Raw genomic sequence first — 25,800 nt, 5'->3', positions numbered from 1 at the left:
TGCTGTGTCTTAATCCTTGTTTTAATGGATGGTGCACTCGTACGCAATATCTGATAATGCTTGGGTGTATAGCAATACGTCTTAATCCTTGTTTTAATGGATGGTGCACTCGTACGGATGAAAGAAATTATACTTGTGAAGTTAAGTAAGTCTTAATCCTTGTTTTAATGGATGGTGCACTCGTACATATTGAAAAAGAAAGGAACTTATCACACAATGGTGGTCTTAATCCTTGTTTTAATGGATGGTGCACTCGTACAATGCTTTTGTATCTGGTAAAGCTCGGGTATATGATAGTCTTAATCCTTGTTTTAATGGATGGTGCACTCGTACAAATATATAGTGAAATGAAAAAAAAGGATATTATTAAGTCTTAATCCTTGTTTTAATGGATGGTGCACTCGTACACATTAAGGTTATTAAGGTAAAGATGAAGGATGAAAAGGTCTTAATCCTTGTTTTAATGGATGGTGCACTCGTACTTAGAGATTTAGAGTTATCTGAAGAAGTTCTCAAATTGTCTTAATCCTTGTTTTAATGGATGGTGCACTCGTACAAGAAAAATATCAATTCCATAATGTCTAAGCTTATGGATGTCTTAATCCTTGTTTTAATGGATGGTGCACTCGTACAGAAAGAGCAATTCAAGCAATATGCCATCGGCAATGCGTCTTAATCCTTGTTTTAATGGATGGTGCACTCGTACAAAGTGTTTCGAAACACTTTCGTCTTTTTCTTTTAATGTCTTAATCCTTGTTTTAATGGATGGTGCACTCGTACTATCACAAAGTGGACTCTTTATATGGCACTCAATTATGTCTTAATCCTTGTTTTAATGGATGGTGCACTCGTACCAAGAACGGCAACATCAAGTACAAGACAAGACTGTCTTAATCCTTGTTTTAATGGATGGTGCACTCGTACTCGAGCCCATCCACACATGGTGTGTCCGTTATGCTATAGTCTTAATCCTTGTTTTAATGGATGGTGCACTCGTACTACATCTCCTCAGGAAGGAGAATGTAATCTGAGGTAGTCTTAATCCTTGTTTTAATGGATGGTGCACTCGTACATGAGGTCGAAAAGATATTCGAGCCCATCCACACATGGGTCTTAATCCTTGTTTTAATGGATGGTGCACTCGTACGGGTTCACACCAAAACAACGATTAAAAAAATGAAAAGTCTTAATCCTTGTTTTAATGGATGGTGCACTCGTACGCTTGGTGGGAAGGTCGAAAGCTATCATGTGGCTGAGTCTTAATCCTTGTTTTAATGGATGGTGCACTCGTACACACAAAATGGCTCAATTAATTTCAATCGTACAAGAGTCTTAATCCTTGTTTTAATGGATGGTGCACTCGTACCTGATGTTAGCCCGAAAGGGTGCGGTTGAAAGCCAGAAAAGTCTTAATCCTTGTTTTAATGGATGGTGCACTCGTACTAGAATAATCTGAGGTAGTGTAACACCTTGGGAAGTCTTAATCCTTGTTTTAATGGATGGTGCACTCGTACTGAAAAATAATGCAGTAGTAAACGAGAGTGCAAAAGTGTCTTAATCCTTGTTTTAATGGATGGTGCACTCGTACGGGCTAGGTGTTTGGGTGCGGTTTGAAGGAGAAGCGTCTTAATCCTTGTTTTAATGGATGGTGCACTCGTACAGCAAAACTCGGGTTATGCTTTGTTTAAGCGCATTGTAAGACTTGTTTGTGCATCGTAAGACATGTTTTTAACAAATATTACGTACCTTTTAAGCGAGTGCAAAATTACAAAGAATTGGCGAGAATGACGAATGTTTTACGTTAAAATTTAGATTGAAGAAAAGCAACAATATTGTGGAAATAAAGGAGAAACAAGCGGCATGGCATCATCAAGTCCCCTATCTCTTACCCCTACTCAATCGCACATCTAGTCTTAACAACCCCTCATTAGCCATTGTCAAGTCCTCCAATTTCTTGCCTTTCTACCACACATCTAACCTTAGCAACCCCTCATTAGCCATTGTCAAGTCCTCCAATTTCTTGCCTTTCTACCACACATCTAACCTTAGCAACCGCTCATTAGCCATTGTCAAGTCCTCCAATTTCTTGTCTTTCTACCACACATCTAACCTTAGCAACCCCTCATTAAGTGCTATCAAGTCCTCCAATTTCTTGTCTTTCTACCACACATCTAACCTTAGCAACCCCTCATTAAGTGCTATCAAGTCCTCCAACGTCCTGCGTTTCTACCGCACATCAAGCCTTAATACCCCCTCATTAGCCATTATCAAGTCCTCCAACGTCATGCCTTTCTACCGCACATCTAACCTCAATAACTCCTCATTATCCGTTATCAAGTCCTCCAACATCCTTCCCTTATATCGCACATCCAGCCTTAATAACCCCTCATTATGTGCTATCAAGTCCTCCAACATCCTTCCCTTATATCGCACATCCAGCCTTAATAACCCCTCATTGTGTGTTATCACTTGCAAGCTCAACAATTGTTGGCTAGTTAAGTGGCGCAGCCATTTTTCACCAATATTAGTTGACAAGTTGACGAGTTAACGAGTTAACGATATGAATAAGTTAACAGGCGCAGCCATTTTTCACCTTATTCACCCTTTCACCTTTTCACCTTTAAAGGCGCAGCCATTTTTTCACCTTTTCACCCTTTCACCTTTTCACCTTTAAAAGGCGCTGCCATTTTTTCACCTTTTCACCTTTTCAATTTTTCACCTTTATAATCCTTTTCACCTTTAAAATCTCTTTATCATAATCGCCCCCAGCCTTTCTCCAAACGTAGAAGGACTGGGGGCGACGTTGTTACGCGTTGATAAGTGTTACTTCTTCATCATTTTTTCCGTCTTCTTGCTACCATCGGCATACGTAGTAACAACGATGTTAACACCATCGAAGGGTTGTGCCGACTGCAAACCAGCTGCATTGTAATAGCGGATGCTAACCACGCGCTTGCCTGCGGTGGGTTGTTCAACAGCTGTTGTGGGCTGTCGTTTCACCGTTAAGGAGCGTTTGGCAGGCGTAAGCGTTTGGTTATGCTCGGTGGGAATACTCAAGATGCAAACCTCCTTGCCTGCACATACCAAGTTGCCCGCGGGGTCGAAGGCCATTTGGTATATCTCTTTGCCCAAGCCTTCGTAGCTATATTTCTTGGTAAGCGTGGGCGTTGAGCCGTTCCATGCAACGTTGAAGAACTGCAATGCCAAGCTGCCATCGCATATAACGAGGCTCTTTCCATCGTCGCTAACAGCAAATCCCGACCTGCGCGACCCGTTGAGATTCTCTACCCAATCGGCGTTGCCAGAGTTAAAGGTTACTTTTCCGTCCTTATCTACGTACATCAGCGAAGGCACACCCTTGGTGTTGTTGCCTGCTCCGCGATATTGCACCACCCAAAGTCCACCATCAGGACCGGCTGCCAGGTTGTCGTCGGCATTGATAAGCCCACTAACTTTAAGCGTCAGGCTAGGTGCCTTGTTCCACGATGTAAGCACAGAGCCATCTGGTTGCCCAATGTTGTACACGCCAATGGCCGCCTTCATATCTTCTAAGCAAACGTATAGCTTGGCATTACTGCCGCTACCCGTTGGCAAAACCATCGAGGCCGACGAGCCAACGCTTTCTCCATCGTTGGTGATTAGTCCGTCTTCATCAGGCTTACCCACGAAGAACTGCTCGAACTTGCCGTCCATCTGGGCAGGGTTAGCAATAAACACACCCGGATTTTCGTCGCTAAACTCGGCAATATAGAGCTTACCTGTTGCATCAACACTCATTCTGTAATTCCCCATCAGCTTTTGTCCGCCCTTGTACGGAGCTGCATTGTTGCGCGCGCCGTTGGCATCGCACACGTAAACGCCCGTTACGTCAAGTTGTTTCTTATTGGCTTCGCCCACATACATGCGGCCAAAGAAGTCGCTCTCGGTGCTCTTGTCGATGGCCACAGTTGCACGATTGTATGCCGTTGCAACCTCTGGGTTGATGCGGTTGATGCTTGCGATGCGATTTCCCGTTAGACTCACGGCCCAATTCAGTTCTTGTTGCAAACGGCCAGGCAATTGGTCGGTGGCAAAGTCGAAACTGTTGTGCCCAGCCTTTACGCCATTGAGTGGCAGTTCGCCCACGGCAGCGTTTGTTTTGGCATCAGTGAACACCAGTTTAGCGGCTGTGGGTTCGTCATTGGCATCGAACGAGAAGGTGTAACGTTCGCCGGCCTGTGCCAAACGCAGGTTGTAGGCATACACACCTTTCACTGCGGGCTGGGCAACACCCTTGGTGGTAAAGTTGGTCAGCACGCTGTCGGTAATGAGTGTAAGGGTGATGTCGGCATCCTTCACCGTGGCCGTGGCAGCCATAAAGCCCACCTTTTCTAGTGGCGTGGCAAGGTTTAGCGTGGTTGCCTTTATCAATTTGGCCTTTTCTAAACCCTCGCTCACGTCAAAAAGGCGCAGTCCGGCCACCTTTGCATCTTTAAGATAAGGCGTGGCCAAAAGCGTATGCTTGGCGTACTTAAAGAATATGGCACCCGATGCAGCAGCCACTTCGCCCTCGCTGCCCAATATGTCGGCAGGCAAACGGCCAAGTATCTCGCTGTTTACATTAGATGTTGTTGCGGGCTTAAACTCCATCGGCGAGGTTACGTTGCCGTCTACCATCCACTGATCGTCGGCAAAGGGCGATGCACACAACTTGTAATCGTTGCCCAATTTCACCTCGGTGAAGTTGCTGCTGGCGTTGATGGTTTTCTCGGTAAAGAGCGAAGAGGTGATGGTGTTGTTCTCAACGTAGAGCACTAAGTTTCTCACCCCCTTGGCAACACCATTGGCATTGGTTCCGCCAACAATCACTTTGCAGCTCTTGGCAGCACCGCTTACGGCCACCGTCTTGCCCATATCGGCGTTAAGGAAGTTGGCCGAGCTTTGCGTTGTGAGCCACTCAATGGGGTCGGCATCCATGTCTTGCCATTTAAAGATGCGCAACGTGCCACGTTTGTAACCTTTGTCCGTTTCCACTTCTCCATCGTTAAACTGGCATTCCACGCTGTTTACGCCCACCAATTGTCCGTCGGCAGTAAAGGCGATGTCGTTCAAACGGCTGTGGAAACCCTTGTTATCGGTTTCGGCTGCTGGCAGTCCGTTGGTGCTCAACTGCTTTTCAATCTTCCTCGTGGCGTTGTTCACCAAGTAAAGCAGTGGCGTACCGTTGTCGTTGGTCAATATAACCGTCTTGCCTTCGCGCGTGATGGCGCGCTTAACTTCGCCCTTTATGGCCAGTGTAACGGGCTCTTCAGCCTTCATGTTCAGTGCCGCTGGCATGGTTAAGTAGGCCGGTTGCTCAGGGTCGGGATAGTTATGATAGGTGTCGGCGGGCGGTTCGTAGCCCTCAACTTCAAGGTATAGCTTGGTGTAAGTCGTTTGATTTGCCTTAACCACCAGCTTTTCCATGCTCTGTGCCACGAGGTTTTGATACTCGGTAGACGTGGCATCGGCAGTGAATTTGCCTTGTTCCTTATAGCCTTTAAGGGTGGCCCGCACGGTGTATTCGCCCGGTTCTAGGTCTTCGAACACAAAGATACCATTGTATAGCGTATCTACCTGATAGGTTTTCACGGCCTTATCGCCCTTAAAGAGCGTAACGGTGGCTCCGTTCAGGGGCAGCCATTGGTCGTTGGTACGCGGCGCATAGTGGAAAACGGGGTTGACGATACGTTCGTGAAGGTCTTTCACCGTACCCATAATGTAGCCCGTTTTTTCGGCCGGGAGGTTAAAGATGTCGGCCAATCCGCGCGACATCCTGATGGCATCCTGCTTGCAATAGTCGGGGTTTAAGGCGCGATGCCGAGCAGGTTGGTAGGTATGGAAATAGCCTTCGATAAGAAAGCCCGGCACACCATGTTTCAAAACGCCTAGGTAACCCTCGTAATCGCCATGCGTTCCGTGACGAACGGACGAGCTATGATAAAACGAAATGTCGCCCCGAACGTTCATGTTCGTTCGGCTATAATAGCTTTGCGGGTCCAGTTCGTCCATGTAATGGGGTTCCCACATCTTTATGGCCATGTCTCTGCTACCAGGTACAAGGTCGTTGCCCTCTTTATCTCTGCCGCGATAAAGGATAAGTGGATAGTTGGTGTTTCCCCCATCGGTGGCGGCATTAGAGTGTACCGAGATAAAGAAGTCCATGTTGTTGGCATCCACCTCTTCGCAAATCTCCGACAATGGTCGGTCGTATTTATCGTTCTCTGGGTCACCAGTAACATAGGGATATGGTCCGTTGTCTGTTCGCGACAGCATGATGTTATCGCGTTTAACGCCCATCTTCACCAGCTTGTCTACCATAGGGAGGGTTCGCATCAGCACGGTAGTCGACTCGTAGAATCCTTTCTTGCCTGGCCTACCTGTTTCTGGCAGGTTGGGATAAGGTATGGTAGGCATCGGACGGTCGTTAGGTCCGTAGCATCCATGCCCAGGATTGAGGTAGATACGCAGCTCGCTTGCATTTTTTGTCTGTGCTTGCGCAAGGGCAGTAAAGGCCATTGCTATAAAAAGTAATATCTTCTTCATGGCTGTTGGCTTTTAGTTACGTTGATGATATACGCCTTTCCGCTAGGCGTTGAGAATGCAATCTTACCCGCCTGAGCCGAAACTTTGGGGTACATCGCAATGAGCGAGTCGGGCGTGAGTGTCTGTTTGTCGCCTTTGAGGTTGGTTGCCACGATACGCGATGCGTAAACAAACTCGCCATCGTCTTGGTCGTACATGCCTACCACCGTGGAATCGTCCCACCATTGGGGTGCACGCATCATGCCAAGTGGCTTTACATTGCTGCCATCGAGGTTGCAAACAAATGCCCCTTCGGCCCCCACATAATACAAAATCTTGGTTCCGTCGGGCGAAAGCGATGGCCATAGATAACTCTTTTCTTTACCATTGGGCGAGAGATTGCGGGTTTTTCCGTTGCGCGAAATCATCAGTTGGCGGTTGTTGATGCTCAACACCACGGCGTTCTTGGCCGAAACCTTGCCCTCGAACCCCTTGGCAGCCACCTGTCCACGCGTAACGGGCAGGGCAGCTTGATTGTTTAGCGCCATCCCTTGCAGACTTCTCGTGGGGGCAACCAATTCATTATGCTGTCCCGATTCCAAGTTAACGCTACGCAACGACACCATTCGGAGATGTCCAGGCGTGAACGAATTTTCTCGATACACCACGCGTTTGCCGTCGGGCGACACACGTGCATCGTAGCCGGCACCTGCTGCCTGCGTAATGTTTTGGGCTTTCCCTGTGTTCAGGTCTAGCTTAGTAAGTCCGCTGTTGTTGTCGGTTGTGAGTAAAAGAAAATCTCCTTGCCCACTAATTGCCACCACCTTGCTCCCCACATCCGACGGAAGTTCCACAGGGACAAGGCTTGCGACGTTGAAAACTTGCGCCCAACAGCCAACAGTAAGTGCTGCGGCGAGGGCTAATGCTGCTTTCCTCATACGAAAGTTGTTTTTAGGTTAAAACAATAATGTTAGGTTCTTAGATAGCAAGTTCGTGCGTTATTGGGTTGACGAGTTCGCTAGCTTGTGGGTTGAATACGAGATACCACGTCCCACTAAGTTGTCAATAAAACACAAACACGCATAATTTAGGCTTTCGTAGGCCGCACGCTTACGGCCGAAAGATGGTCTTTTACGATGATGTGTGTAAGGGCGATATGTATCAGGTTTGCCAGGGTTGGCAAATTATCCTTAGATGTTTTTACTCGCTTTCACAACACTCCAACGCCACTAACGCGCCCATTTGCTCATGCGCTTGGGCGTGCTTGGCCAGTAAAAACAAATCAAAATAACAAGTTTCTTACAGTTTTGTGTTGCGCTGTTCTTCTTTGGTTTGCGTCTAATGCGCCGTTTCTCTCTTCTCAAAATGTCCGATTTCCATATAAAATAGCCTAATGGCACACTTGCAGCGCTCTCATTTGCGAAGTTAAGAAATAAATAAATACCCTGCAATAAGCCTTAATTTATTTTCATGATATTTAAATATTGTAATGACATTGATGCGGAAAGATGAACGAACAATGGGCTGTTGAATACGCAAATGGACCAGTTGGCGAGCCTAAAACCCAATTAACCGTGGCCATTACTTAAAGTATAAGTCATAGAAGTAGCCTTGATTTTTAATCTTTCTATAACGCGAGGCCCTTGCTATCTTTGTGTTGCAAAACCAAGATAAGCTCTCCGCTCATATACAAAGGGCAGGACAAATCAACTCACTAGCTTATAAACTCACGAAGACCCAATAACGCCCAAATACATCAGCTCATCAACATACAAACTCAAAAACTCACAAACCCATCAACTCAAAAACTTAAACACTCACGAACCAACACATTCGTTAACCTCTCTACCCATTAACTTGTCAATTTGAATTCTTGTTAACTCGTTAACTTGTCAACTTGTAAACTTAAAACCTTGTCAACTCGTTAACTTGTCAACTTGTTAACTCGTCAACTTGTTAACTCATTAACTTAAAATCTTGTCAACTCGTTAACTCGTTAGCTTGTCAACTTGAATTCTTGCCAACTTAGCCCCTTGTCAACTTTTCAGCATAAATTTTAACATTATTAGTACCCTTTCTGTCCACCAATCGCCAACCTTACCGCAAAAAACCGATTCTCGCGAAGGTTGGTTTTGGTGCAAAATGGGGATTGTTGTACATACGGGCAAAATGAATTTTTATTTAAGTTCCCAGCCATTTGCGCCAGTTTTGGGGCTATTTGCTGCTAAACGCAGTGCAATATGCCGCTAAATGCAGTGCATTTTGCTGCTAAATGCAGTGCGTTTTGGTGCTAAATGCGGTGCGTTTTGGTGCTAAACGCAAGGTAAAATGGTGCAAAACGCAGTGCAAAATGCTGCTAAAAGCAAGACAAAAAGCATAAAAATACGCTATAATTGTATAAACAAAACCTATCAGATCCATGAAACACATGACTGAGAAGGGCAAAATAGTCGTTAAAAAGTAGGATTTTAGGGTCTAAAAGTGGGTTTTGGGGCGTAAACAATCATGAGTTGGCAACCAATCTAGAAAGGCTAAATGGTGCAAAACGCAGGTTCTTTTCTTAAAAAAGGACAAGTTAGAAGACGTGAGAGGTTAGAAATAGCGGCTATTTACCCACTTTTTAAACTAAATTTTCGCTAGAACGGGATAAAAATTAGAGTGGTGTTGTAAAATAAAAATAACAATTTTAAGTTTTTGAGTTGGTGAGGTTGCAAGCTGATGGGTTAGTAAGCTGATGAGCTGATAAGTTGGCGAGGTTGCAAGGCTGACAAGGTTGTGGGTTGGTGAGTTGGTGAGTTGGTAAGCTGATGAGTTGATAAGTTGGCGAGGTTGTGAGCCGATGAGGTTGCGAGTTGGTGAAGTTGTGGGTTGGTGAGGTTGTGGGTTAGTGAAGTAGTGGGCTGATACATTCGGGAGTTATTGGGTTTTCGTGACTTGATAAGCCAGTGAGTTAATTTGCCCAGCACTCCGTATATGAGCGGAGTGTTTTTCTTGTGTTTGGTGTCACAAAGACAACAAACTCCTCTCAATTTATAGAAATACAAAAAGTCAATACGGCCTCATCATAAAGCGCATGTTACCATTGCTGTTATCAGCATTTTTCGTATATTTGCATCATAAAAAGCGCAACATCATGAAAACAATCGCCCTTTGGATTATCGGCTGCCTTGCACTGACTGCGATAGGTTGCACCGAACGCACAGACATACGCACTGAATTACCACTTAACCGCATTGACACGGCAAAGCTCAGGTCCGAGCTGAAGGCCGTGGTGAGAGCCTATATCAAGGTGCATCCGCAATACAAAACATTCTTATTAGCGCCAACAGAATTACCCGCAGATGATTGGTCGGTGTACCCCGAAACCTATTTCCTTATCGGTCCTGCATTTGATGGCCTATACAATGGTGGAGAATTCGGCTTTGTGGAAAGCTATCCCACCAGTTACTTCGACCTAGACGGCCATATCGTATTCGTAAAAACCATACAAGAAGATTTGACAATACCAGATAAGGCCGCCATTGACACCTATAATAGGCTTGCCGAACCCCAAGACACATTCGACAAAGGTACGCCAACACCATACGTACATCCTATAAAGAGCTACATATTTAAGGCATGGGTGGTGGAAACAGGTTTCAAAACAACAACAAAACTCCTATCTACACGAGCCGATACACTTGCTACTGTAAAAAGGGTACCCTGCAATCTGCCCAACATGGAATTGCTTTATTCCAATAGTAAAGCACGAAAACCAAGGCACGCAACAAAGAAAGACACCACGCTGAACGACACCGCAGTAGCAGACAGCATATAGGCCATGCGCTTAACCTCAAACCACTAAAAAGTTTCTAGTTCTCGTTGCATACCGTGCAAAATGCTCTTTATTGCATTGAATAAGACGAAAACTTGGCCACTTTTTTATTAAATAAACAACAATTCGTTATCTTTGTAGTGCAAAAAGAGTTGTTCGGTGCATCAAGTTACCATTGTCGTTATCAGCATTTTTCGTATATTTGCATCATAAAAAGCGCAACACCATGAAAACAATCGCCCTTTGGATTATCGGCTGCCTTGCACTGACTGCGATAGGTTGCACCGAACGCACAGACAAACGCGCAGAATTACCACTTAACCGTATTGACACGGCAAAGCTAAAACCAGAGTTGAAAGCCGTGGTGAGGGCCTATATCAAGGCGCATCGGCAATATAAAACGTTTTTGATGGTGCAGGGAAAAGTACAAGAAGAAGAAGAATGGCTTGATTACAAAACACCCTATTATTTCTGCATCGGGCCAGCGTTAGAGCAACTTTTCGATGGTGGAGAATTTACCCTTGGCACAAGCTATCCCACCTCGTACTTTCTACTAAACGGCCGTACAATATTGGTAAAAACCTTACAGGAGGAGTTTGTTGTGCCAGATAAGGCAGTTATCGACACTTATAATCGACTTGCCGAACCGCTAGACACATTTGAAAAAGGCACGACATTATCATACACCTCGCCCGCAACAAACTACATTACAAAATCGTGGGTGATAAGAATTGGAAGAGAAATACCAACGAAAGTGGTGTCTACGCGAGCAGATACCTTTCTAGGTCGTAAAAGAGTTGAATGGACGCCACCACTTACTTGTGTGAAAAGAACCAAGTGCAAGCCCACAAGGGCTAACAAATAATGAGCATTTGTAAACCGCAAAAACAACCCTTAAACATCATTTTCATTCACCCCGACCCAAGCAAACGATTTCACACGCCAACTATCAACAACAACTAGTTGTGCTCCTCATAAGTTGACGCCCTGCTATCAGAGGCAGGAGCGAGATACAAAAGAATATGCCTTATTTGGGTATTGCAACGAAAACTTGGCCACTTTTTTGTTAAATAAACAACAATTCGTTATCTTTGTAGTGCAAAAAGAGTTGTTCGGTGCATCAAAAAGCATTTGGAAGAAACAATGTTGAGAAATGAAAAGATGTGCAACTACATTATGTTGGGTGGCCATGACATGGGCAAATACGGCCTTGGCACAAACCCGATGCGTGGTGGCCGACATGGAAACACACCGCCCCTTGAAGGGTGTGCGCGTGAAAACCGACACCAATACCACCATCGAAACCGACTTTACGGGAACGTGCATCTTGCCTGCCACGTTCAAATCTCTCACGTTTGTGTCCTATGGATATATGCGCCGAATGATGAATAAGGAGGAATTAACCGACACGGTGCTACTTCTTCCCACCATGCTTAACGAGGTGGTGGTATATGGCAAAGCACCAAAGCCAGGGTTCGACGTGCAAGAGGCCGCTAGGCAAAGTGCGAGAATAGGGGCAAGGATGGCACCAGGGGGATTTGGATTCGACTTTTTTAGGATGTTCGACAAACGCACAAGACGTCCTTCGAAGAAAGAACGAGAGATGAACGAGCGTATTCTTAAAACGTACTGACATTCTGCAACCCTACAACAAGCACCCTCACCACATCAAGAAACGCATTCTACCCCACCCCCTCTTCCGCCGCAACAGCAATCGCACACGCCATAAAACGATAAACAAACCTGTTAATATAATTAAGAAAAATGTACTTTAAACAATTTATCCTCGGTGCATTAGGTCTGCTTACCACAACCTTTGCCCAGGCGCAAACCCCAACAACAAAGGCCAACTTCCGCGTTGTGCCACTTCCACAAGAAATAACAAACACATCGGCTGGAGCCTTCTCGCTCAACGCCCAGACGCGTATCGCCTACCCCAAAGGCAACACAGCCCTGCAAAAAGATGCCGAACTGCTGGCGCAATATCTCTTTGCAGCCACCAAAGTGCGCCCCGCCCTAACCACAGCAGCACAAGGGCGCAACCTCATCGTGCTTTCGGCCACATTGAAAAACAACAACAAGGAGGCCTATCGCCTAGAAGTAACCAAAGAGCGCATTACCATCAACGGCGCATCGGCCGCAGGAACATTCTACGGCATACAGACTTTGCGCAAGGCGATACCGCAAACGGGGGCGCAAAGGGTTAGCTTTCCCAGCGTAACCATCGCCGACCAACCACGCTTTGGCTATCGCGGTGCGATGCTCGACGTGGCTCGTCATTTCTTCTCCTTCGAAGAAGTGAAGACGTTTATCGACATCTTGACCTTGCACAACATCAACCGCTTTCACATGCACCTTACCGACGACCAAGGTTGGCGCATCGAAATAAAGAAATATCCCAAGCTAACCGAGGTTTCGTCGATGCGTCCCGAAACAATGGTTGGCCACGATGCAAGCAAGTTCGACGGCAAACCGCATGGCGGTTTCTATACCCAAGAACAGGCAAGAGCCATTGTTAAGTACGCAGCCGACCGCCATATCATGGTTATTCCCGAAATAGACATGCCCGGACACATGGTTGCTGCCCTGGCTGCTTACCCTGAATTGGGCTGTACGGGTGGCCCTTACAAGGTTCGTACTACGTGGGGCATTGCCGAAGAGGTGCTGTGCGCAGGCAACGACCGCACTTTACAGTTTGCCAAAGACGTACTTTCGGAGGTGATGGACATCTTCCCTGCCGAGTATGTGTATATCGGTGGCGACGAATGCCCAAAGGTTAGCTGGGCAAAATGTCCGCGCTGTCAGGCTCGCATCAAGGAGAAAGGCTTGGCGGCCGACGGCAAACACACGGCCGAAGAACGCTTGCAAAGTTACTTTATGAGCGACATAGCCAACTTCATTACCGCTCGCGGACGTAAAGTTGGTGGATGGGACGAGATTTTGGAAGGCGGAATAGCCCCCAATGCCACGGTGCTGTCGTGGCGCGGTATGGAAGGCGGCATCGAGGCTGCACGCTTGGGCCACGATGCCATTATGTGCCCCGTGTCGCATCTCTATCTAGACTATTACCAAACGAACGATCGCGAACACGAACCGCTGGCCTTCAACGGTTTCATACCCATCGAAAAGACCTACGACTTCAATCCCGTATCGCCCAAACTCACGGCCGAAGAGGCCAAACACATCATCGGCGTGCAGGCAAACCTCTGGACCGAGCACATGGATAACTTCCCTCACGTGGAGTATATGGCGTTGCCACGTTTGGCCGCTGCAAGCGAGGTGCAATGGACTATGCCCGAAAAGAAGAACTTCGACGACTTTGCCAACCGCATGCCGCAATTGCTCAACATCTATAACTTGAACAAATACCGCTACGGCCGACATCTTTTCAACGTCAACATCGCACTTTCGCCAGCCGAAAAGCCCGGCAGCCTGAACGTAACGCTCACGGCGCGCAAGGGCGCAACCATCTACTATACCCTCGATGGAACGGCACCCACTGCAAAATCTCTTCGCTATACGCAGCCTTTTCCTGTGAAAAAGTCGTGCAAGTTGCGCACCATCGCCGTTTATCCCACCTTCACCAGCAACGAAAACAGCGAAGATTTGCTCATCAGCAAGGCCACGATGGCCGAGGTAAAATACAACGTTGAGCCAGATGCCAAGTACCCAGGGCTGTCGCCACGCGAACTTACCAATGGCCTACAAGGTAGTGTTATCTTCAATTCAGGTCGCTGGGTGGGCTACGTTGGCAAAGATCTCGATCTCACGGTAGACCTTGGCGAGGTGAAACCCATTCGCCTTATCAGCGTTCGTACGTTGATTAGTTCGGCGCAATGGATTATGCCCCACCGCGGATTATACGTTTGGGTGAGTACAGACGGCAAGAACTTTGAGGACATTTACGACCTACCGGCCGACCCGATGCCTGCAAACAAGCCCGACTACATCGACACCGACAACGTGCTTTTGCCCATGCCGAAAGACGCTCGCTATGTGCGCATCAAGATGTTATCCGAAAAGAGCATGCCTGCATGGCATCCCCATACAGGCAAACCGGCTTGGCTGTTCGTGGATGAAGTGACGATTGAATAGAAAAACTACGCTTTTACATAACTAGTTGACGAATTAACAGGCGCAGCCTTTTGTTTATTTGCTGCCCTGTTAATTCGTCAACTGTTTTTTCGTCTATTTGTTTACTTGATTCAAGTTGCTTACTTGTCAACCCGCAATTCCCAAAAAGCCACGGCCGATGCTGCTGCAACGTTGAGCGAGTCGACACCATGTGCCATTGGTATACGCACCACATAATCGGCTTGTGCAATCACTTGGTGTGGCAAACCGTCGCCTTCCGTACCCATAACAATGGCCAAACGCGGTTCGGCTTTCAGTTTGGCATCGTCTAACGAAATGGAATTATGAGTTAAAGCCATTGCTGCCGTACGGAATCCTAAGGCAGAAAGTTCGGCCAAAGGTTGTTCAGACCACGTCCACGGCACAAGAAATACCGAACCCATAGACACGCGCACGGCACGGCGATTAAGCGGGTCGCACGCGTTTTTAGCCAAAACAACAGCATCAATACCCAATGCCGCAGCCGAACGGAATATGGCCCCGATGTTGGTTGTGTCGGTAACGCCGTCAATCACGCATACACGCGTGGCATCAGCGCACGCCTCGGCCACACTGCGCGTTGGCTTTCGGCGCATGGCGCACAACACACCGCGCGTTAGCGTATAACCAGTTAGCTGGGCCAACAGCGCGCGTTCGCCCGTATATACAGGTATGTCGCCACACCGCGATATGATGTCTGCGGCATCGCCTACAATATGTCGTTCTTCGCACATCATCGACAGCGGCTCGTAACCTGCATCAAGCGCCACGCGTATAACCTTGGGACTTTCGGCAATGAATACGCCCTTATCTGGTTGAAGCCTATTGCGCAACTGTGTTTCGGTTAGTGCGCTAAATACTTCAACACCAGGGTGCGTGAGCGATGTTATTCTTTCTATCGACATGAAAAGGAGTATTTTAAAGGTGAAAGGGTGAAAAGGTGAAAAAATGGCTGCGCCTTTTAAAGGTGAAAGGGTGGAAAGGTGAAAAGGTGAAAGGGTGAAAAAGTGAAAAAATGGCTAACGCCAACAAGGTATTTGGCTTAACTCCTTAACTCCATAACTCCTTAACTCCTAAAGATGAAAGGGTGAAAAAATGGCTGCGCCACTCAACATGTTCATTCGTTCCCTCGTCTACTCGTCAACCGAAAAGACGCTATCTATATTGCCTATAGATTTCGCGCAAGCTGTCGCCTCCCCATCCGTTTGCAGCACTAGCGAGCATTCTTTCTATCCGTTCGTAGAAATACAATAGCAAACCATTGCGGAAAATAAAGTCCATAGCTCTTGCAAAACTATTTGCCAAAGCCGTTTCATATGCCCCTTCGCAATAGCCGTACGTCATTGCCCAGCTGTTTCCTTGCTCAGTTACAGTCAGCATAAGGTCGGCCACACAGTCGGGAGAGGCCTGCATCTTGGCGAAATCGGTAACAATTTTCTTGCATTTAGCAAACGAAGGGTTCTCTGATAAGCCACGAACAGGAAAGAATTCGTGTACAATGCGCACCCTAAGTTTCTCCAATTCGGTCGAGCTGTCGGGTGTAAGATAAAACTCAAAATATGCTTTTGCCTCTGTACGTGCATCATACAAATCTAGCACAACGTTTATAATCTCTTCCTTGGACAATGCCAACAGATGCTTTTTCAGCTTTGCTTTCGACATGAAACACTTGTTTTTGTTGCTGTTGGGTTTACTCTTCTCGTATGCTTACACATTTGTTTGCCTGTTATCGCCCGCCTACTACGAACCACTGCCCTACTCGTTGAGGTCCATTGTCTGCAAAAGCGAGCCGTCGGTTCGATAAACACTTATCACACCATCCTCGTAAGTGGCGAATGTTGGCGGGTTTCCGCCTTTGGGAAAGGTTATCGAACCTAGGTTGCATACCACGCCTTGGGGTGTGCGCGTTAGTTCCCAAAGGTGCGTATGGCCATAAAATAGGGCATCGCACTTGCCCAACGGCCGTTTCTCCTTATTATAAACATGTCCATGAGTAAGTATTAATCGCTTGTTGCCATCAACAAGTAGCAGGTAATCTGCCATGATGGGGAAGTTAAGCAGCATCTGGTCTACCTCCGAATCACAATTGCCGCGAATGGCCACAATATCGTCGGCCATAGCGTTAAGTTGCTCCACGATGCCCTTGGGGTTAAGTCCTTCTGGCAATTGGTTACGTGGCCCATAGTTAATGATGTCGCCCAAGATACAGAGCATGTCGCAGTGCTGCTCCTTATAAAAGTGCAATGCACGTTGCAACGCAGGCAAACAGCCGTGTATGTCTGAAATCAATAGATACTTCATTCTCTGTGTATTAAAGTTATTTGGCGGTTTCGGTTCGTAGCATCATCAGCCAACAAGCCGCAACCATGTTCGTTTCAAAAAGTCGATTAAAGGGTTCGCTCAAAGGGTTCGCTACCTATCATTTCAGGTAAACAGGCAACCCTTCCGCCTTGGTTTTAAAGCCACTCGGCGGCATTCCACACCCCGAGCATAGGCTAGGGCAAGACGTGGACAACCTTGGCGAGCTGCATACAAAGGTAACAAAAAATGCCCATACACGCCTTCTGCGCCCTTCTTTTTTACCAAATGTATTTCGTTCAGCCAAAAATAGGCGCATAAAAAAGCCCGGCCACATACACATGCAGCCGGGTTCTCTCTACTAACATAAAAAATTTCTTCGTTCAATATCCGTATCACGCGGTAATAGGCGGAAACTTGAAAGCTATTCCCAACTCTCCTTTTCTTAATTGTAAATGGCCTAACTCTAACCCTCTCTACGGTCTTGACGAAGTGACGTTGTGCGTCCGATACGTACTGAAAAGCTTGTATTCAATTATCGAACAACCGATATCCAACGTCTTACCATGTAACTAATCCTTGAATAAATCTTTTTATTGCCAATCTAATACCTATGGTATTGTGGATGCAAATGGGCTTTAAGCCCCATGCTATACTGTACCTTATCTAACTCTGTCTCTCTTTACGGCTGCAAAGATACGTAAAGACTTCCAATACCATGCTATATAACATGCGGAAAGTGACAAAAATTTAAGGCAACCGATTGCACAAAAAGCCTTGCTACACAAGTGGGGAGGCGGCTATCTTAACAGCAGTTTTCCACATGTCCCGCGCTACTTTGTTAAAAGAAAGGGAACATTAAAAGGGCAGTTCGAGAACTCTAAAATACTGTTCGATTTATCCATAGGCAGTGCCGCTTGGGCAAAAAGCGCAAGACAACACCTCGAACTCGCATTAATAATAGGTTAAAGACTTGCGAAATCAGAAAAAACAACGTAAATTTGCAAGCATAATAAATTGATTGTATTATTGGTATGAATAAAATTCTTAGTTCAGTTGTCTTATTGACATTCGTTTTATTGTTAGGGAGTTGTGGAGGAAGTAAGGATGTTGTGTATTTCCAAAACATTGATAACACTAGTTTAGAGCCGTCGAAGGGCCTTTACGAAGCCAAGATTATGCCCAAAGACCAGCTATCCATCACGGTGGTTACAACAGACCCAGCAGCAGCTGCGCCGTTTAACCTAACGGTGGGTAACAGTGTTGGCACAAAGGGACAGTTGGCACAGGGGTCTAACCTTCAAACCTATTTGGTAGACAACAACGGCGACATCGATTTCCCCGTAATTGGTAAAGTGCATGTGGGCGGACTGAACAAGAACGAATGCCAAGACCTTATTAAGAGCAAGATATCGGGCTACCTAGCCGCCAGCGAAAACCCCATCGTTACGGTTCGCATGGCTAGTTACCAAGTAACGGTGCTGGGCGAAGTGAACAAACCCACCGTAATACCTGTTACGAGCGAAAAGATGAGCATCGTTGAAGCTTTGGCTCAGGCGGGCGACTTGTCTATCTACGGACGCCGCGACAACGTGATGCTTTTACGCGAGAACCCCGACGGCCGCAAAGAGGCTCACCGCATTGACTTGCGCGACGCCAACCTCATCAACTCGCCTTACTATTATCTGCAACAAAACGACGTTATATATGTAGAACCAAACAAAGCGAAGGCTGCCAACTCTAAGACAAGCACCTCTACAACCATCTGGTTCTCGGTGATAAGCAGCGTGTTGTCGCTCAGCTCTTTGATAGTGAACCTTGTGAGATAACAACAATAAGCCGTTGAGGGATGTTTGCCAACATCCCTCAACTTGTTTAAACCTTAGGCAAAAAGAACAAGATTTGATGGAACCATTAAAACATGAATGCGGTGTGGCCATGATAAGGTTGCTTAAACCGCTGCAATATTACCAGCAGAAATACGGCACGTGGATGTATGGGCTTAACAAGCTTTACCTGCTGATGGAGAAACAGCACAACCGCGGACAAGAGGCTGCGGGCATGTCGTGCGTTAAGCTGAAAACCACTCCGGGACACGAGTACATGTTCCGCGAACGTGTCGAAGGCAGCAATGCCATCACCGAAATATTCTCGACGGTGCAAAAGGGGTTCGCCAAAGAAACGGCCGAACACCTTGCCGATGCACGCTACGCCGAACGCACATTGCCCTTTGCAGGCGAACTATACATGGGACACCTGCGCTATTCTACCACAGGTAAGAGCGGCCTTTCGTATGTGCATCCTTTTCTTCGCCGCAACAACTGGCGCGCCAAAAACCTAAGCCTGTGCGGTAACTTCAACATGACCAACATCGGTGAGATATTCGAACGCCTAACCCGTCAAGGACAATGTCCACGCATTTACAGCGACAGTTACATTATGCTTGAACTGATGGGCCACCGACTAGACCGCGAAGTGGAACGCAACTTCGTGGCGGCACAAGCGCTAGGACTTACCGACACCGACATTACTCAATACATCGAAGACAACGTAAACGTGGCCAACGTGCTGCGAACCACCATGCCCCACTTTGATGGAGGCTACGTTGTATGCGGCGTTACGGGCAGCGGCGAGATGTTTTCGATGCGCGACCCCTGGGGCATTAGGCCCGCTTTCTACTATAAGAACGACGAAGTTGCCGTTGTAGCTAGCGAAAGACCTGTGCTGCAAACCACCTTCGCCATCGAGTGCGACGACGTGAAAGAGTTGGAACCCGGCACTGCCCTTATCGTAAAACGCGACGGCGACTGCCGCATCGAGCGCATCATGGAACAGAAAGCAGACAGTTCGTGTTCGTTCGAAAGGATTTATTTCAGTCGCGGTTCTGACGCCAGCATATATAAGGAGCGCAAGAAATTGGGCGAACAGCTAACAAATCCCATTCTTCGCGCCATCGACTACGACACGAAGAACACCGTTCTGTCGTACATTCCCAATACGGCCGAAGTGGCTTTTTATGGTTTGGTAGCGGGATTTAAACGCTACATGCGCCAACAACATGTGGCTCAGATTCAGGCATTAGACCATGCACCCACGGCCGAAGAACTAGAAGAGATACTTAGCAACACCGTAAGGCTGGACAAGGTGGCGTGGAAAGACATCAAGCTACGCACCTTCATTGCCGAAGGAAACTCGCGCAACGACTTGGCCTCGCACGTGTACGACGTTACTTACGAGAGTATTCGCGCAGGAAAAGATAACTTGGTGATTATCGACGACAGCATCGTACGCGGTACAACGCTACAAAAAAGCATCCTTCGCATTCTCGACAGATTGCACCCCAAGAAGATAATCGTAGTAAGTAGTGCGCCACAGATACGCTATCCCGACTATTACGGCATCGACATGCCGCGCTTGGAAGAGTTCTGCGTGTTCCGAGCCGCCATCGAATTGCTCAAAGAAAAGAATATGCACGCGCTTATCAAGCAAACCTACGACAACTGTCGACGTGAGCTGAAAAAGCCCGTGGAAGAGATGGACAACTGCGTGCGACAAATATACAAGGCCGTTACGGTAGACGAGATTAACCGCAAGATTGTGCAGATGTTACGCCCGAAAGGCGTGAAGACGCCCATCGAGTTGGTGTTCCAATCTATCGAAGGACTGCACGAGGCCATACCCCAACACAAGGGCGACTGGTATTTTACGGGCAACTACCCCACCCCAGGAGGCATGCGGCTATGCAATCAGGCCTTCGTTAATTACATCGAAAAGGTTTATCAAAACGAACAGAAATTCTAGAATATAATGAGAAATGTAACATTAGTTCTGCAAGACGGCACCAAGTTCCACGGCAAGTCGTTTGGTTACGATGCGCCCGTGGCAGGCGAAGTGGTGTTTAATACAGCTATGATGGGCTATCCCGAAAGTCTTACCGACCCCTCTTACGCTGGTCAGTTGGTAACACTCACCTTTCCTTTGGTTGGCAACTACGGCGTTCCACCCTTCACCTTCGGTCCAGAAGGTCTGCCCACGTTCATGGAAAGCGACCACATACACGCCTCGGCCATCATTGTAAGCGATTATAGCGAGCAATACAGCCACTGGAACGCTAACGAAAGCTTGGCCGAATGGCTAAAACGCGAACAAGTTCCTGGCATCACGGGCATTGATACGCGCGAACTCACCAAGGTTCTGCGCGAACACGGCGTGATGATGGGGCAGATAATCTTCGACGACGACCCCACAAACATTCCCCAAGCACAATACGAAGGCGTGAACTTTGTAGACCGCGTTAGCTGCAAAGAGATTATTCGCTACAACGAAGGAGCAGGAAAGCGAGTTGTGCTGGTAGACTGCGGTGTAAAGGCCAACATCATTCGCAACCTCATTGAACGTGGACTAGAAGTGGTGCGCGTGCCTTGGAATTACGACTATACAGGGATGGAATTCGACGGACTTTTCCTCGGTAACGGCCCTGGCGACCCCGACTTGTGCCAAGATGCGGTTAACATTCTGCGCCAACAGATGAACAAAAGCCGCAAACCCATCTGCGGAATTTGCATGGGAAACCAACTTATGGCCAAGGCAGGCGGTGCTAACATCTACAAATTAAAGTACGGACACCGCTCGCACAACCAGCCCGTACGCATGGTAGGCACCGACAAATGCTACATTACGAGCCAAAACCACGGCTATGCTGTCGACGCCTCTACACTAGATAAGGATTGGAGTGAGCTGTTTGTGAACATGAACGACGGCAGCAACGAGGGCGTTCGCCATAACACCAACCCTTGGTTCACTTCCCAATTCCACCCTGAGGCCTGCTCAGGACCGGTCGACACGCTGTTTATGTTCGACCTTTTCGTAGAAAAACTCACCCTTTAAAACCCCTTAGAGAAAATGAAAGACGAAAGCATAAAGAAAGTATTGCTGCTGGGTTCCGGCGCATTGAAGATTGGCGAAGCGGGTGAGTTCGACTACTCTGGCTCGCAAGCACTCAAAGCCCTGCGCGAAGAGGGCGTTAAAACAGTACTTATCAACCCCAACATCGCCACGGTGCAAACCTCAGAAGGCGTAGCCGACCAAATATATTTCCTGCCCGTTCAGCCATATTTAGTTGAAAGGGTTATCGAAAAAGAGCGTCCCGACGGCATACTCTTGGCCTTTGGCGGACAAACGGCGCTTAACTGCGGCGTAGAGCTTTACCAAAGCGGCGTACTCGAAAAGTATGGCGTTAAAGTGCTGGGTACGCCCGTGCAAGCCATCATGAACACCGAAGACCGCGAGCTGTTTGTTGAGAAACTGAACGAGATTAACGTCAAGACCATCAAGAGCGAGGCCTGCGCCAACATCGAGCAGGCACGTCGCGCCGCTGCAAGCCTTGGTTATCCCGTTATCTTGCGCGCCGCTTATGCCCTTGGCGGACTAGGCAGTGGCTTTTGCGATAACGAGGAAGAGCTGAACAAATTGGCCGAGAAAGCATTCTCTTTCTCGCCGCAAGTGCTGGTAGAGAAAAGCCTTAAAGGTTGGAAAGAGATTGAATACGAAGTGGTGCGCGACCGCTACGACAACTGCATCACCGTCTGCAACATGGAGAATTTCGACCCGCTTGGCATACATACGGGCGAGAGCATCGTTGTTGCTCCTTCGCAAACGCTTAGCAATAGCGAATACCACAAGCTGCGCGCACTCTCCATTAAGATTATCCGCCACATCGGAATCGTTGGCGAATGCAACGTGCAATACGCCTTCGACCCCAAGAGCGAAGACTATCGCGTTATCGAAGTAAACGCGCGCCTTAGCCGTTCGTCAGCCCTTGCATCAAAGGCCACAGGCTATCCGCTGGCTTTCGTTGCGGCCAAGTTGGGCATGGGTTACGGACTTTTCGAACTGAAAAACTCGGTTACAAAGACCACCAGTGCTTTCTTCGAACCCGCCCTCGACTACGTTGTCTGCAAGATACCACGTTGGGACTTGAGCAAATTTCGCGGCGTAGACAAGGAACTTGGCTCGTCAATGAAGTCGGTTGGCGAGGTAATGGCCATCGGTCGCACCTTCGAAGAGGCCATCCAAAAGGGATTGCGCATGATTGGACAAGGCATGCACGGCTTTGTTGAAAACAAGGAATTGAAGATCGACGACATTGATGCAGCACTGCGCGAACCCACAGACAAGCGTGTGTTCATCATCTCGAAGGCCATGCACAAAGGCTATACCATCGACCAGATACACCAACTCACGAAGATAGACAAGTGGTTCTTGGAAAAGCTGAAACACATCATCGACATCGACGAGGCCTTGCAACGATGCACCAGCGTGAACGTATTGGATAAGGAATTGTTGCGAACGGCAAAGGTGTATGGCTTTACCGACTTCCAAATTGCCCGTGCCGTGGGTCTTGAAAAGGAGATGAGCAACATGCACAAGGCCGCTTTGGTGGTGCGAAACCTACGAAAATCGTATGGCATTCTGCCCGTTGTAAAGCAGATAGACACGCTCGCAGCCGAATATCCTGCACAAACCAACTATCTTTACCTCACCTATTCGGGCGTGGCAAGCGATGTTCGGTTCGACAACGACCGCCGTTCTATCGTTGTTCTTGGTTCGGGTGCCTACCGTATCGGCTCTTCTGTTGAGTTCGACTGGTGCGGTGTGCAAGCCCTCAACACCATTAGGCGTGAGGGTTATCGGTCGGTTATGATTAACTATAACCCCGAAACGGTGTCTACCGACTACGACATGTGCGACCGTCTGTACTTCGACGAGTTGACATTCGAACGGGTGATGGACGTTATCGACCTCGAAACGCCCAACGGCGTGATTGTGTCTACCGGCGGACAGATACCCAACAACCTGGCAATGAAACTCGATGAGCAACATGTACCCATACTAGGCACATCGGCAACAGACATCGACAACGCCGAAGACCGCGCGAAATTCTCGTCCATGCTCACCCGAAACGGCATCAACCAACCCGAATGGAGCGCGCTAACATCGATGGATAAGATTAACGAATTTATCGCTCGCGTAGGTTTCCCCGTGCTGGTTCGCCCCTCTTACGTACTGTCGGGCGCGGCCATGAACGTTTGTTCAAACCGCGAAGAGCTTGAACGTTTCTTGCAATTGGCCGCCAATGTCAGCGAAGACCACCCCGTGGTGGTGAGTCGTTTCATCGAACATGCCAAGGAAATAGAGATGGATGCCGTGTCCAAAGACGGCGAAATACTGGCCTACGCCATTAGCGAACACATCGAGTTTGCTGGTGTTCACTCTGGCGATGCCACCATCCAGTTCCCCCCGCAAAAGGTTTACATCGAAACGGTACGCCGAATTAAGCGCGTTAGCCGGCAGATAGCGAAAGAGTTGCACATATCGGGGCCATTCAACATCCAATTTATGGCACGCGATAACGACTTGTTGGTTATCGAATGTAACCTGCGCGCCTCGCGTTCGTTCCCCTTTGTGAGCAAGGTTCTTAAACTAAACCTCATCGATTTGGCCACGCGCGTCATGCTTGGCCTACCAGTAGAGAAACCCAACAAGAACCTCTTCGACCTCGACTACGTGGGCATTAAGGCCTCGCAGTTCTCGTTTAACCGCCTGCAAAAGGCCGACCCTGTACTAGGTGTCGACATGGCATCTACGGGCGAAGTGGGTTGTTTGGGCGACGACACCAACTCTGCCCTGCTTACAAGCATGCTTTCGGTGGGCCATCGCATCCCGAAGAAAACCGTTTTGCTCTCAACGGGCGGCGGAAAACAAAAGGCCGAGATGCTGGATGCCGCCAAACGACTGGTGAACAACGGCTACGAACTGTATGCTACTAGCGGAACATCGCACTTCTTAACAGAGAACGGCATTGCCAACACCACCGTGTATTGGCCTACCGACGAGGGAATGGAACCCAAAGTGCTCGACGTGTTGCGCGAAAAGAAGATAGATATGGTGGTGAATATCCCCAAAGACCTCACCCCACGCGAACTTACCAATGGTTACAGCATACGTCGCGCAGCCATCGACCTCAACATTCCGCTTATCACCAACACGCGCTTGGCCAGTGCATTCATCACGGCCTTTACCACGATGCGCGTTGAGGACATCGAGATTAAGGCGTGGTCGGAGTATAAATAAGGGGAGCCGAAGGGCTACAAGACGCTTTGTACTGACGCTACAAGACGCTTGTACGGGAACTACAAGACGCTTGTACTGACGCTACAAGATGCTTGTACAGGCGCTACAAGACGCTTGTAGGGCAACTACAAACGATTTGTTGCCCCACAACAAACGGAATTGTACAAACAAGGGGCTATGGAAGAAATATCCGTAGCCCCTTATTATATAATACAATGTGTAGCGATAGCGACAATATCGTTCGCTTTTCAAAATACCTTAACCAATCTAATAACCCACGCCTACCCCACCCTTTCCTTTATTTCACGCGCAAAAGAAATGTTACGATTGAGGCAAGGCAAGGTAAAAGCCATTACTTTTTACTGCGAATTTCGGCCAAAGCCTTCACCCAATCGGTGTCTAAGGAGAACTGTGTCATATAGTTGCCATTGTCGTAATAGCTCAACACCAGTTCTTTATCCATGTCGTTAAAGCGACTGTTGTTGATGGAGGCGTTTTTAAAGCGAGCCATCACCAACTCTTTCTGTGTTTTCTTCTTTGCCTCCGACAGGCGCTTGAAAAACAAGTTGATGAACTCGTGCATGGCGTAAGCCTGCGTATCGAGCATACGAACAGTACTGTCGGGCATCAGTTCTTTCGACTTCATCGCCATATAGTTCAGTTCGTCTACCTTAAACGTGGCCACCTTGCGCACGTCTATGCTCTTACTCTTATCGGCTGCCGTTTGTTTCGACACCTTCAATATGCGCTTATACACCTCTTGTGCTTGCGCCGTAAACGCCGTGGCACATGCCATCAGCACCAAAATCAAAATCTTTTTCATTGTTGTTCCTTTCATTTTTTATACTTCTAATTTTATTGAGTTCGTGAGTTTATGAGTATTCGGGTTGCGTATTTAT

The 25,800-nt window shown here is 47.8% G+C and carries 14 protein-coding genes and 1 CRISPR repeat array; of the genes, 8 read left to right on the top strand and 6 right to left on the bottom strand.

Translation table 11 applies throughout. The features are described 5' to 3' along the window. Positions 1-6: 6 nt before the first annotated feature. Positions 7-1,660: a CRISPR direct-repeat array (repeat unit 37 nt; unit sequence GTCTTAATCCTTGTTTTAATGGATGGTGCACTCGTAC). 1,163 nt (positions 1,661-2,823) lie between these two features. Together HMPREF0670_RS00290 and HMPREF0670_RS00285 are read right to left on the bottom strand one after the other, a co-directional pair. Further along, entirely contained in the window at positions 2,824-6,564 is a 3,741-nt protein-coding gene (locus HMPREF0670_RS00290; RefSeq protein ID WP_009229164.1) for a carboxypeptidase regulatory-like domain-containing protein, read from the bottom strand. Continuing rightward, complete coding sequence (locus tag HMPREF0670_RS00285; RefSeq protein WP_009229163.1) at positions 6,561-7,481, bottom strand: TolB family protein; 921 nt, start codon at positions 7,479-7,481, stop codon at positions 6,561-6,563. Before HMPREF0670_RS00285 ends, HMPREF0670_RS00290 begins: the two co-directional genes overlap by 4 nt. Positions 7,482-9,676: 2,195 nt before the next feature. Between HMPREF0670_RS00285 and HMPREF0670_RS00280 the strand changes: the two genes are divergently transcribed. The 4 genes from HMPREF0670_RS00280 to HMPREF0670_RS00265 all read left to right on the top strand — a co-directional run bounded on the left by HMPREF0670_RS00280 (position 9,677) and on the right by HMPREF0670_RS00265 (position 14,452). Continuing rightward, a complete protein-coding gene (locus HMPREF0670_RS00280) occupies positions 9,677-10,360 on the top strand; it encodes a hypothetical protein (RefSeq protein ID WP_009229162.1) in 684 nt (227 codons plus the stop codon). 223 nt (positions 10,361-10,583) lie between these two features. Beyond that, entirely contained in the window at positions 10,584-11,222 is a 639-nt protein-coding gene (locus HMPREF0670_RS00275; protein WP_009229160.1) for a hypothetical protein, read from the top strand. A gap of 288 nt (positions 11,223-11,510) precedes the next feature. Then, a complete protein-coding gene (locus tag HMPREF0670_RS00270; RefSeq protein WP_009229159.1) occupies positions 11,511-11,990 on the top strand; it encodes a hypothetical protein in 480 nt (159 codons plus the stop codon). 131 nt (positions 11,991-12,121) lie between these two features. Beyond that, on the top strand, positions 12,122-14,452 hold the full coding sequence (locus HMPREF0670_RS00265; RefSeq protein ID WP_009229158.1) for a family 20 glycosylhydrolase: 2,331 nt from the start codon (positions 12,122-12,124) through the stop codon (positions 14,450-14,452). A gap of 119 nt (positions 14,453-14,571) precedes the next feature. Here the strand turns inward: HMPREF0670_RS00265 and HMPREF0670_RS00260 are convergent, their stop codons facing one another. From HMPREF0670_RS00260 to yfcE, 3 genes are all read right to left on the bottom strand, one after another. Continuing rightward, positions 14,572-15,375: a TrmH family RNA methyltransferase gene (locus HMPREF0670_RS00260; protein ID WP_009229157.1), complete on the bottom strand. Its 804-nt coding sequence runs from the start codon at positions 15,373-15,375 to the stop codon at positions 14,572-14,574. 250 nt (positions 15,376-15,625) lie between these two features. After that, positions 15,626-16,132, bottom strand: a complete 507-nt coding sequence (locus HMPREF0670_RS00255) for a DUF6155 family protein (RefSeq protein WP_009229156.1) — start codon at positions 16,130-16,132, stop codon at positions 15,626-15,628. A gap of 93 nt (positions 16,133-16,225) precedes the next feature. Continuing rightward, positions 16,226-16,771, bottom strand: coding sequence for a phosphodiesterase (yfcE, locus tag HMPREF0670_RS00250; RefSeq protein ID WP_009229155.1), 546 nt, complete (start codon positions 16,769-16,771; stop codon positions 16,226-16,228). A gap of 1,031 nt (positions 16,772-17,802) precedes the next feature. Between yfcE and HMPREF0670_RS00245 the strand changes: the two genes are divergently transcribed. The 4 genes from HMPREF0670_RS00245 to carB all read left to right on the top strand — a co-directional run bounded on the left by HMPREF0670_RS00245 (position 17,803) and on the right by carB (position 24,901). Then, entirely contained in the window at positions 17,803-18,597 is a 795-nt protein-coding gene (locus HMPREF0670_RS00245; RefSeq protein ID WP_009229154.1) for a polysaccharide biosynthesis/export family protein, read from the top strand. 76 nt (positions 18,598-18,673) lie between these two features. Beyond that, positions 18,674-20,569, top strand: coding sequence for an amidophosphoribosyltransferase (locus tag HMPREF0670_RS00240; RefSeq protein ID WP_009229153.1), 1,896 nt, complete (start codon positions 18,674-18,676; stop codon positions 20,567-20,569). Positions 20,570-20,575: 6 nt separating this feature from the next. Next, a complete protein-coding gene (carA, locus tag HMPREF0670_RS00235) occupies positions 20,576-21,655 on the top strand; it encodes a glutamine-hydrolyzing carbamoyl-phosphate synthase small subunit (protein ID WP_009229152.1) in 1,080 nt (359 codons plus the stop codon). 15 nt (positions 21,656-21,670) lie between these two features. Further along, positions 21,671-24,901: a carbamoyl-phosphate synthase (glutamine-hydrolyzing) large subunit gene (gene carB, locus HMPREF0670_RS00230; protein ID WP_009229151.1), complete on the top strand. Its 3,231-nt coding sequence runs from the start codon at positions 21,671-21,673 to the stop codon at positions 24,899-24,901. 352 nt (positions 24,902-25,253) lie between these two features. On the opposite strand, the gene HMPREF0670_RS00225 is transcribed toward carB, so the two are convergent. After that, entirely contained in the window at positions 25,254-25,724 is a 471-nt protein-coding gene (locus tag HMPREF0670_RS00225; RefSeq protein ID WP_232213826.1) for a hypothetical protein, read from the bottom strand. Between the last annotated feature and the right edge of the window lie 76 nt (positions 25,725-25,800).

Origin of the sequence: Prevotella sp. oral taxon 317 str. F0108, assembly GCF_000162415.1 — a bacterium.
In the GTDB taxonomy this organism is placed as follows: domain Bacteria; phylum Bacteroidota; class Bacteroidia; order Bacteroidales; family Bacteroidaceae; genus Prevotella; species Prevotella conceptionensis.
The sequence above is the reverse complement of the archived record's forward strand: the minus strand, read 5'-3'. Positions and strand labels throughout refer to the sequence as shown.

Excerpts from the sequence above, each read along its gene's own strand:
- HMPREF0670_RS00280 (WP_009229162.1), top strand. The coding sequence starts at position 9,677 with ATGAAAACAATCGCCCTTTGGATTATCGGCTGCCTTGCACTGACTGCG.
- HMPREF0670_RS00275 (WP_009229160.1), top strand. The coding sequence starts at position 10,584 with ATGAAAACAATCGCCCTTTGGATTATCGGCTGCCTTGCACTGACTGCG.
- HMPREF0670_RS00225 (WP_232213826.1), bottom strand. The coding sequence starts at position 25,724 with ATGAAAAAGATTTTGATTTTGGTGCTGATGGCATGTGCCACGGCGTTT.
- HMPREF0670_RS00285 (WP_009229163.1), bottom strand. The coding sequence starts at position 7,481 with ATGAGGAAAGCAGCATTAGCCCTCGCCGCAGCACTTACTGTTGGCTGT.
- HMPREF0670_RS00270 (WP_009229159.1), top strand. The coding sequence starts at position 11,511 with ATGAAAAGATGTGCAACTACATTATGTTGGGTGGCCATGACATGGGCA.
- HMPREF0670_RS00260 (WP_009229157.1), bottom strand. The coding sequence starts at position 15,375 with ATGTCGATAGAAAGAATAACATCGCTCACGCACCCTGGTGTTGAAGTA.
- HMPREF0670_RS00290 (WP_009229164.1), bottom strand. The coding sequence starts at position 6,564 with ATGAAGAAGATATTACTTTTTATAGCAATGGCCTTTACTGCCCTTGCG.
- yfcE (WP_009229155.1), bottom strand. The coding sequence starts at position 16,771 with ATGAAGTATCTATTGATTTCAGACATACACGGCTGTTTGCCTGCGTTG.
- carB (WP_009229151.1), top strand. The coding sequence starts at position 21,671 with ATGAAAGACGAAAGCATAAAGAAAGTATTGCTGCTGGGTTCCGGCGCA.
- HMPREF0670_RS00240 (WP_009229153.1), top strand. The coding sequence starts at position 18,674 with ATGGAACCATTAAAACATGAATGCGGTGTGGCCATGATAAGGTTGCTT.
- HMPREF0670_RS00265 (WP_009229158.1), top strand. The coding sequence starts at position 12,122 with ATGTACTTTAAACAATTTATCCTCGGTGCATTAGGTCTGCTTACCACA.
- HMPREF0670_RS00245 (WP_009229154.1), top strand. The coding sequence starts at position 17,803 with ATGAATAAAATTCTTAGTTCAGTTGTCTTATTGACATTCGTTTTATTG.
- HMPREF0670_RS00255 (WP_009229156.1), bottom strand. The coding sequence starts at position 16,132 with ATGTCGAAAGCAAAGCTGAAAAAGCATCTGTTGGCATTGTCCAAGGAA.
- carA (WP_009229152.1), top strand. The coding sequence starts at position 20,576 with ATGAGAAATGTAACATTAGTTCTGCAAGACGGCACCAAGTTCCACGGC.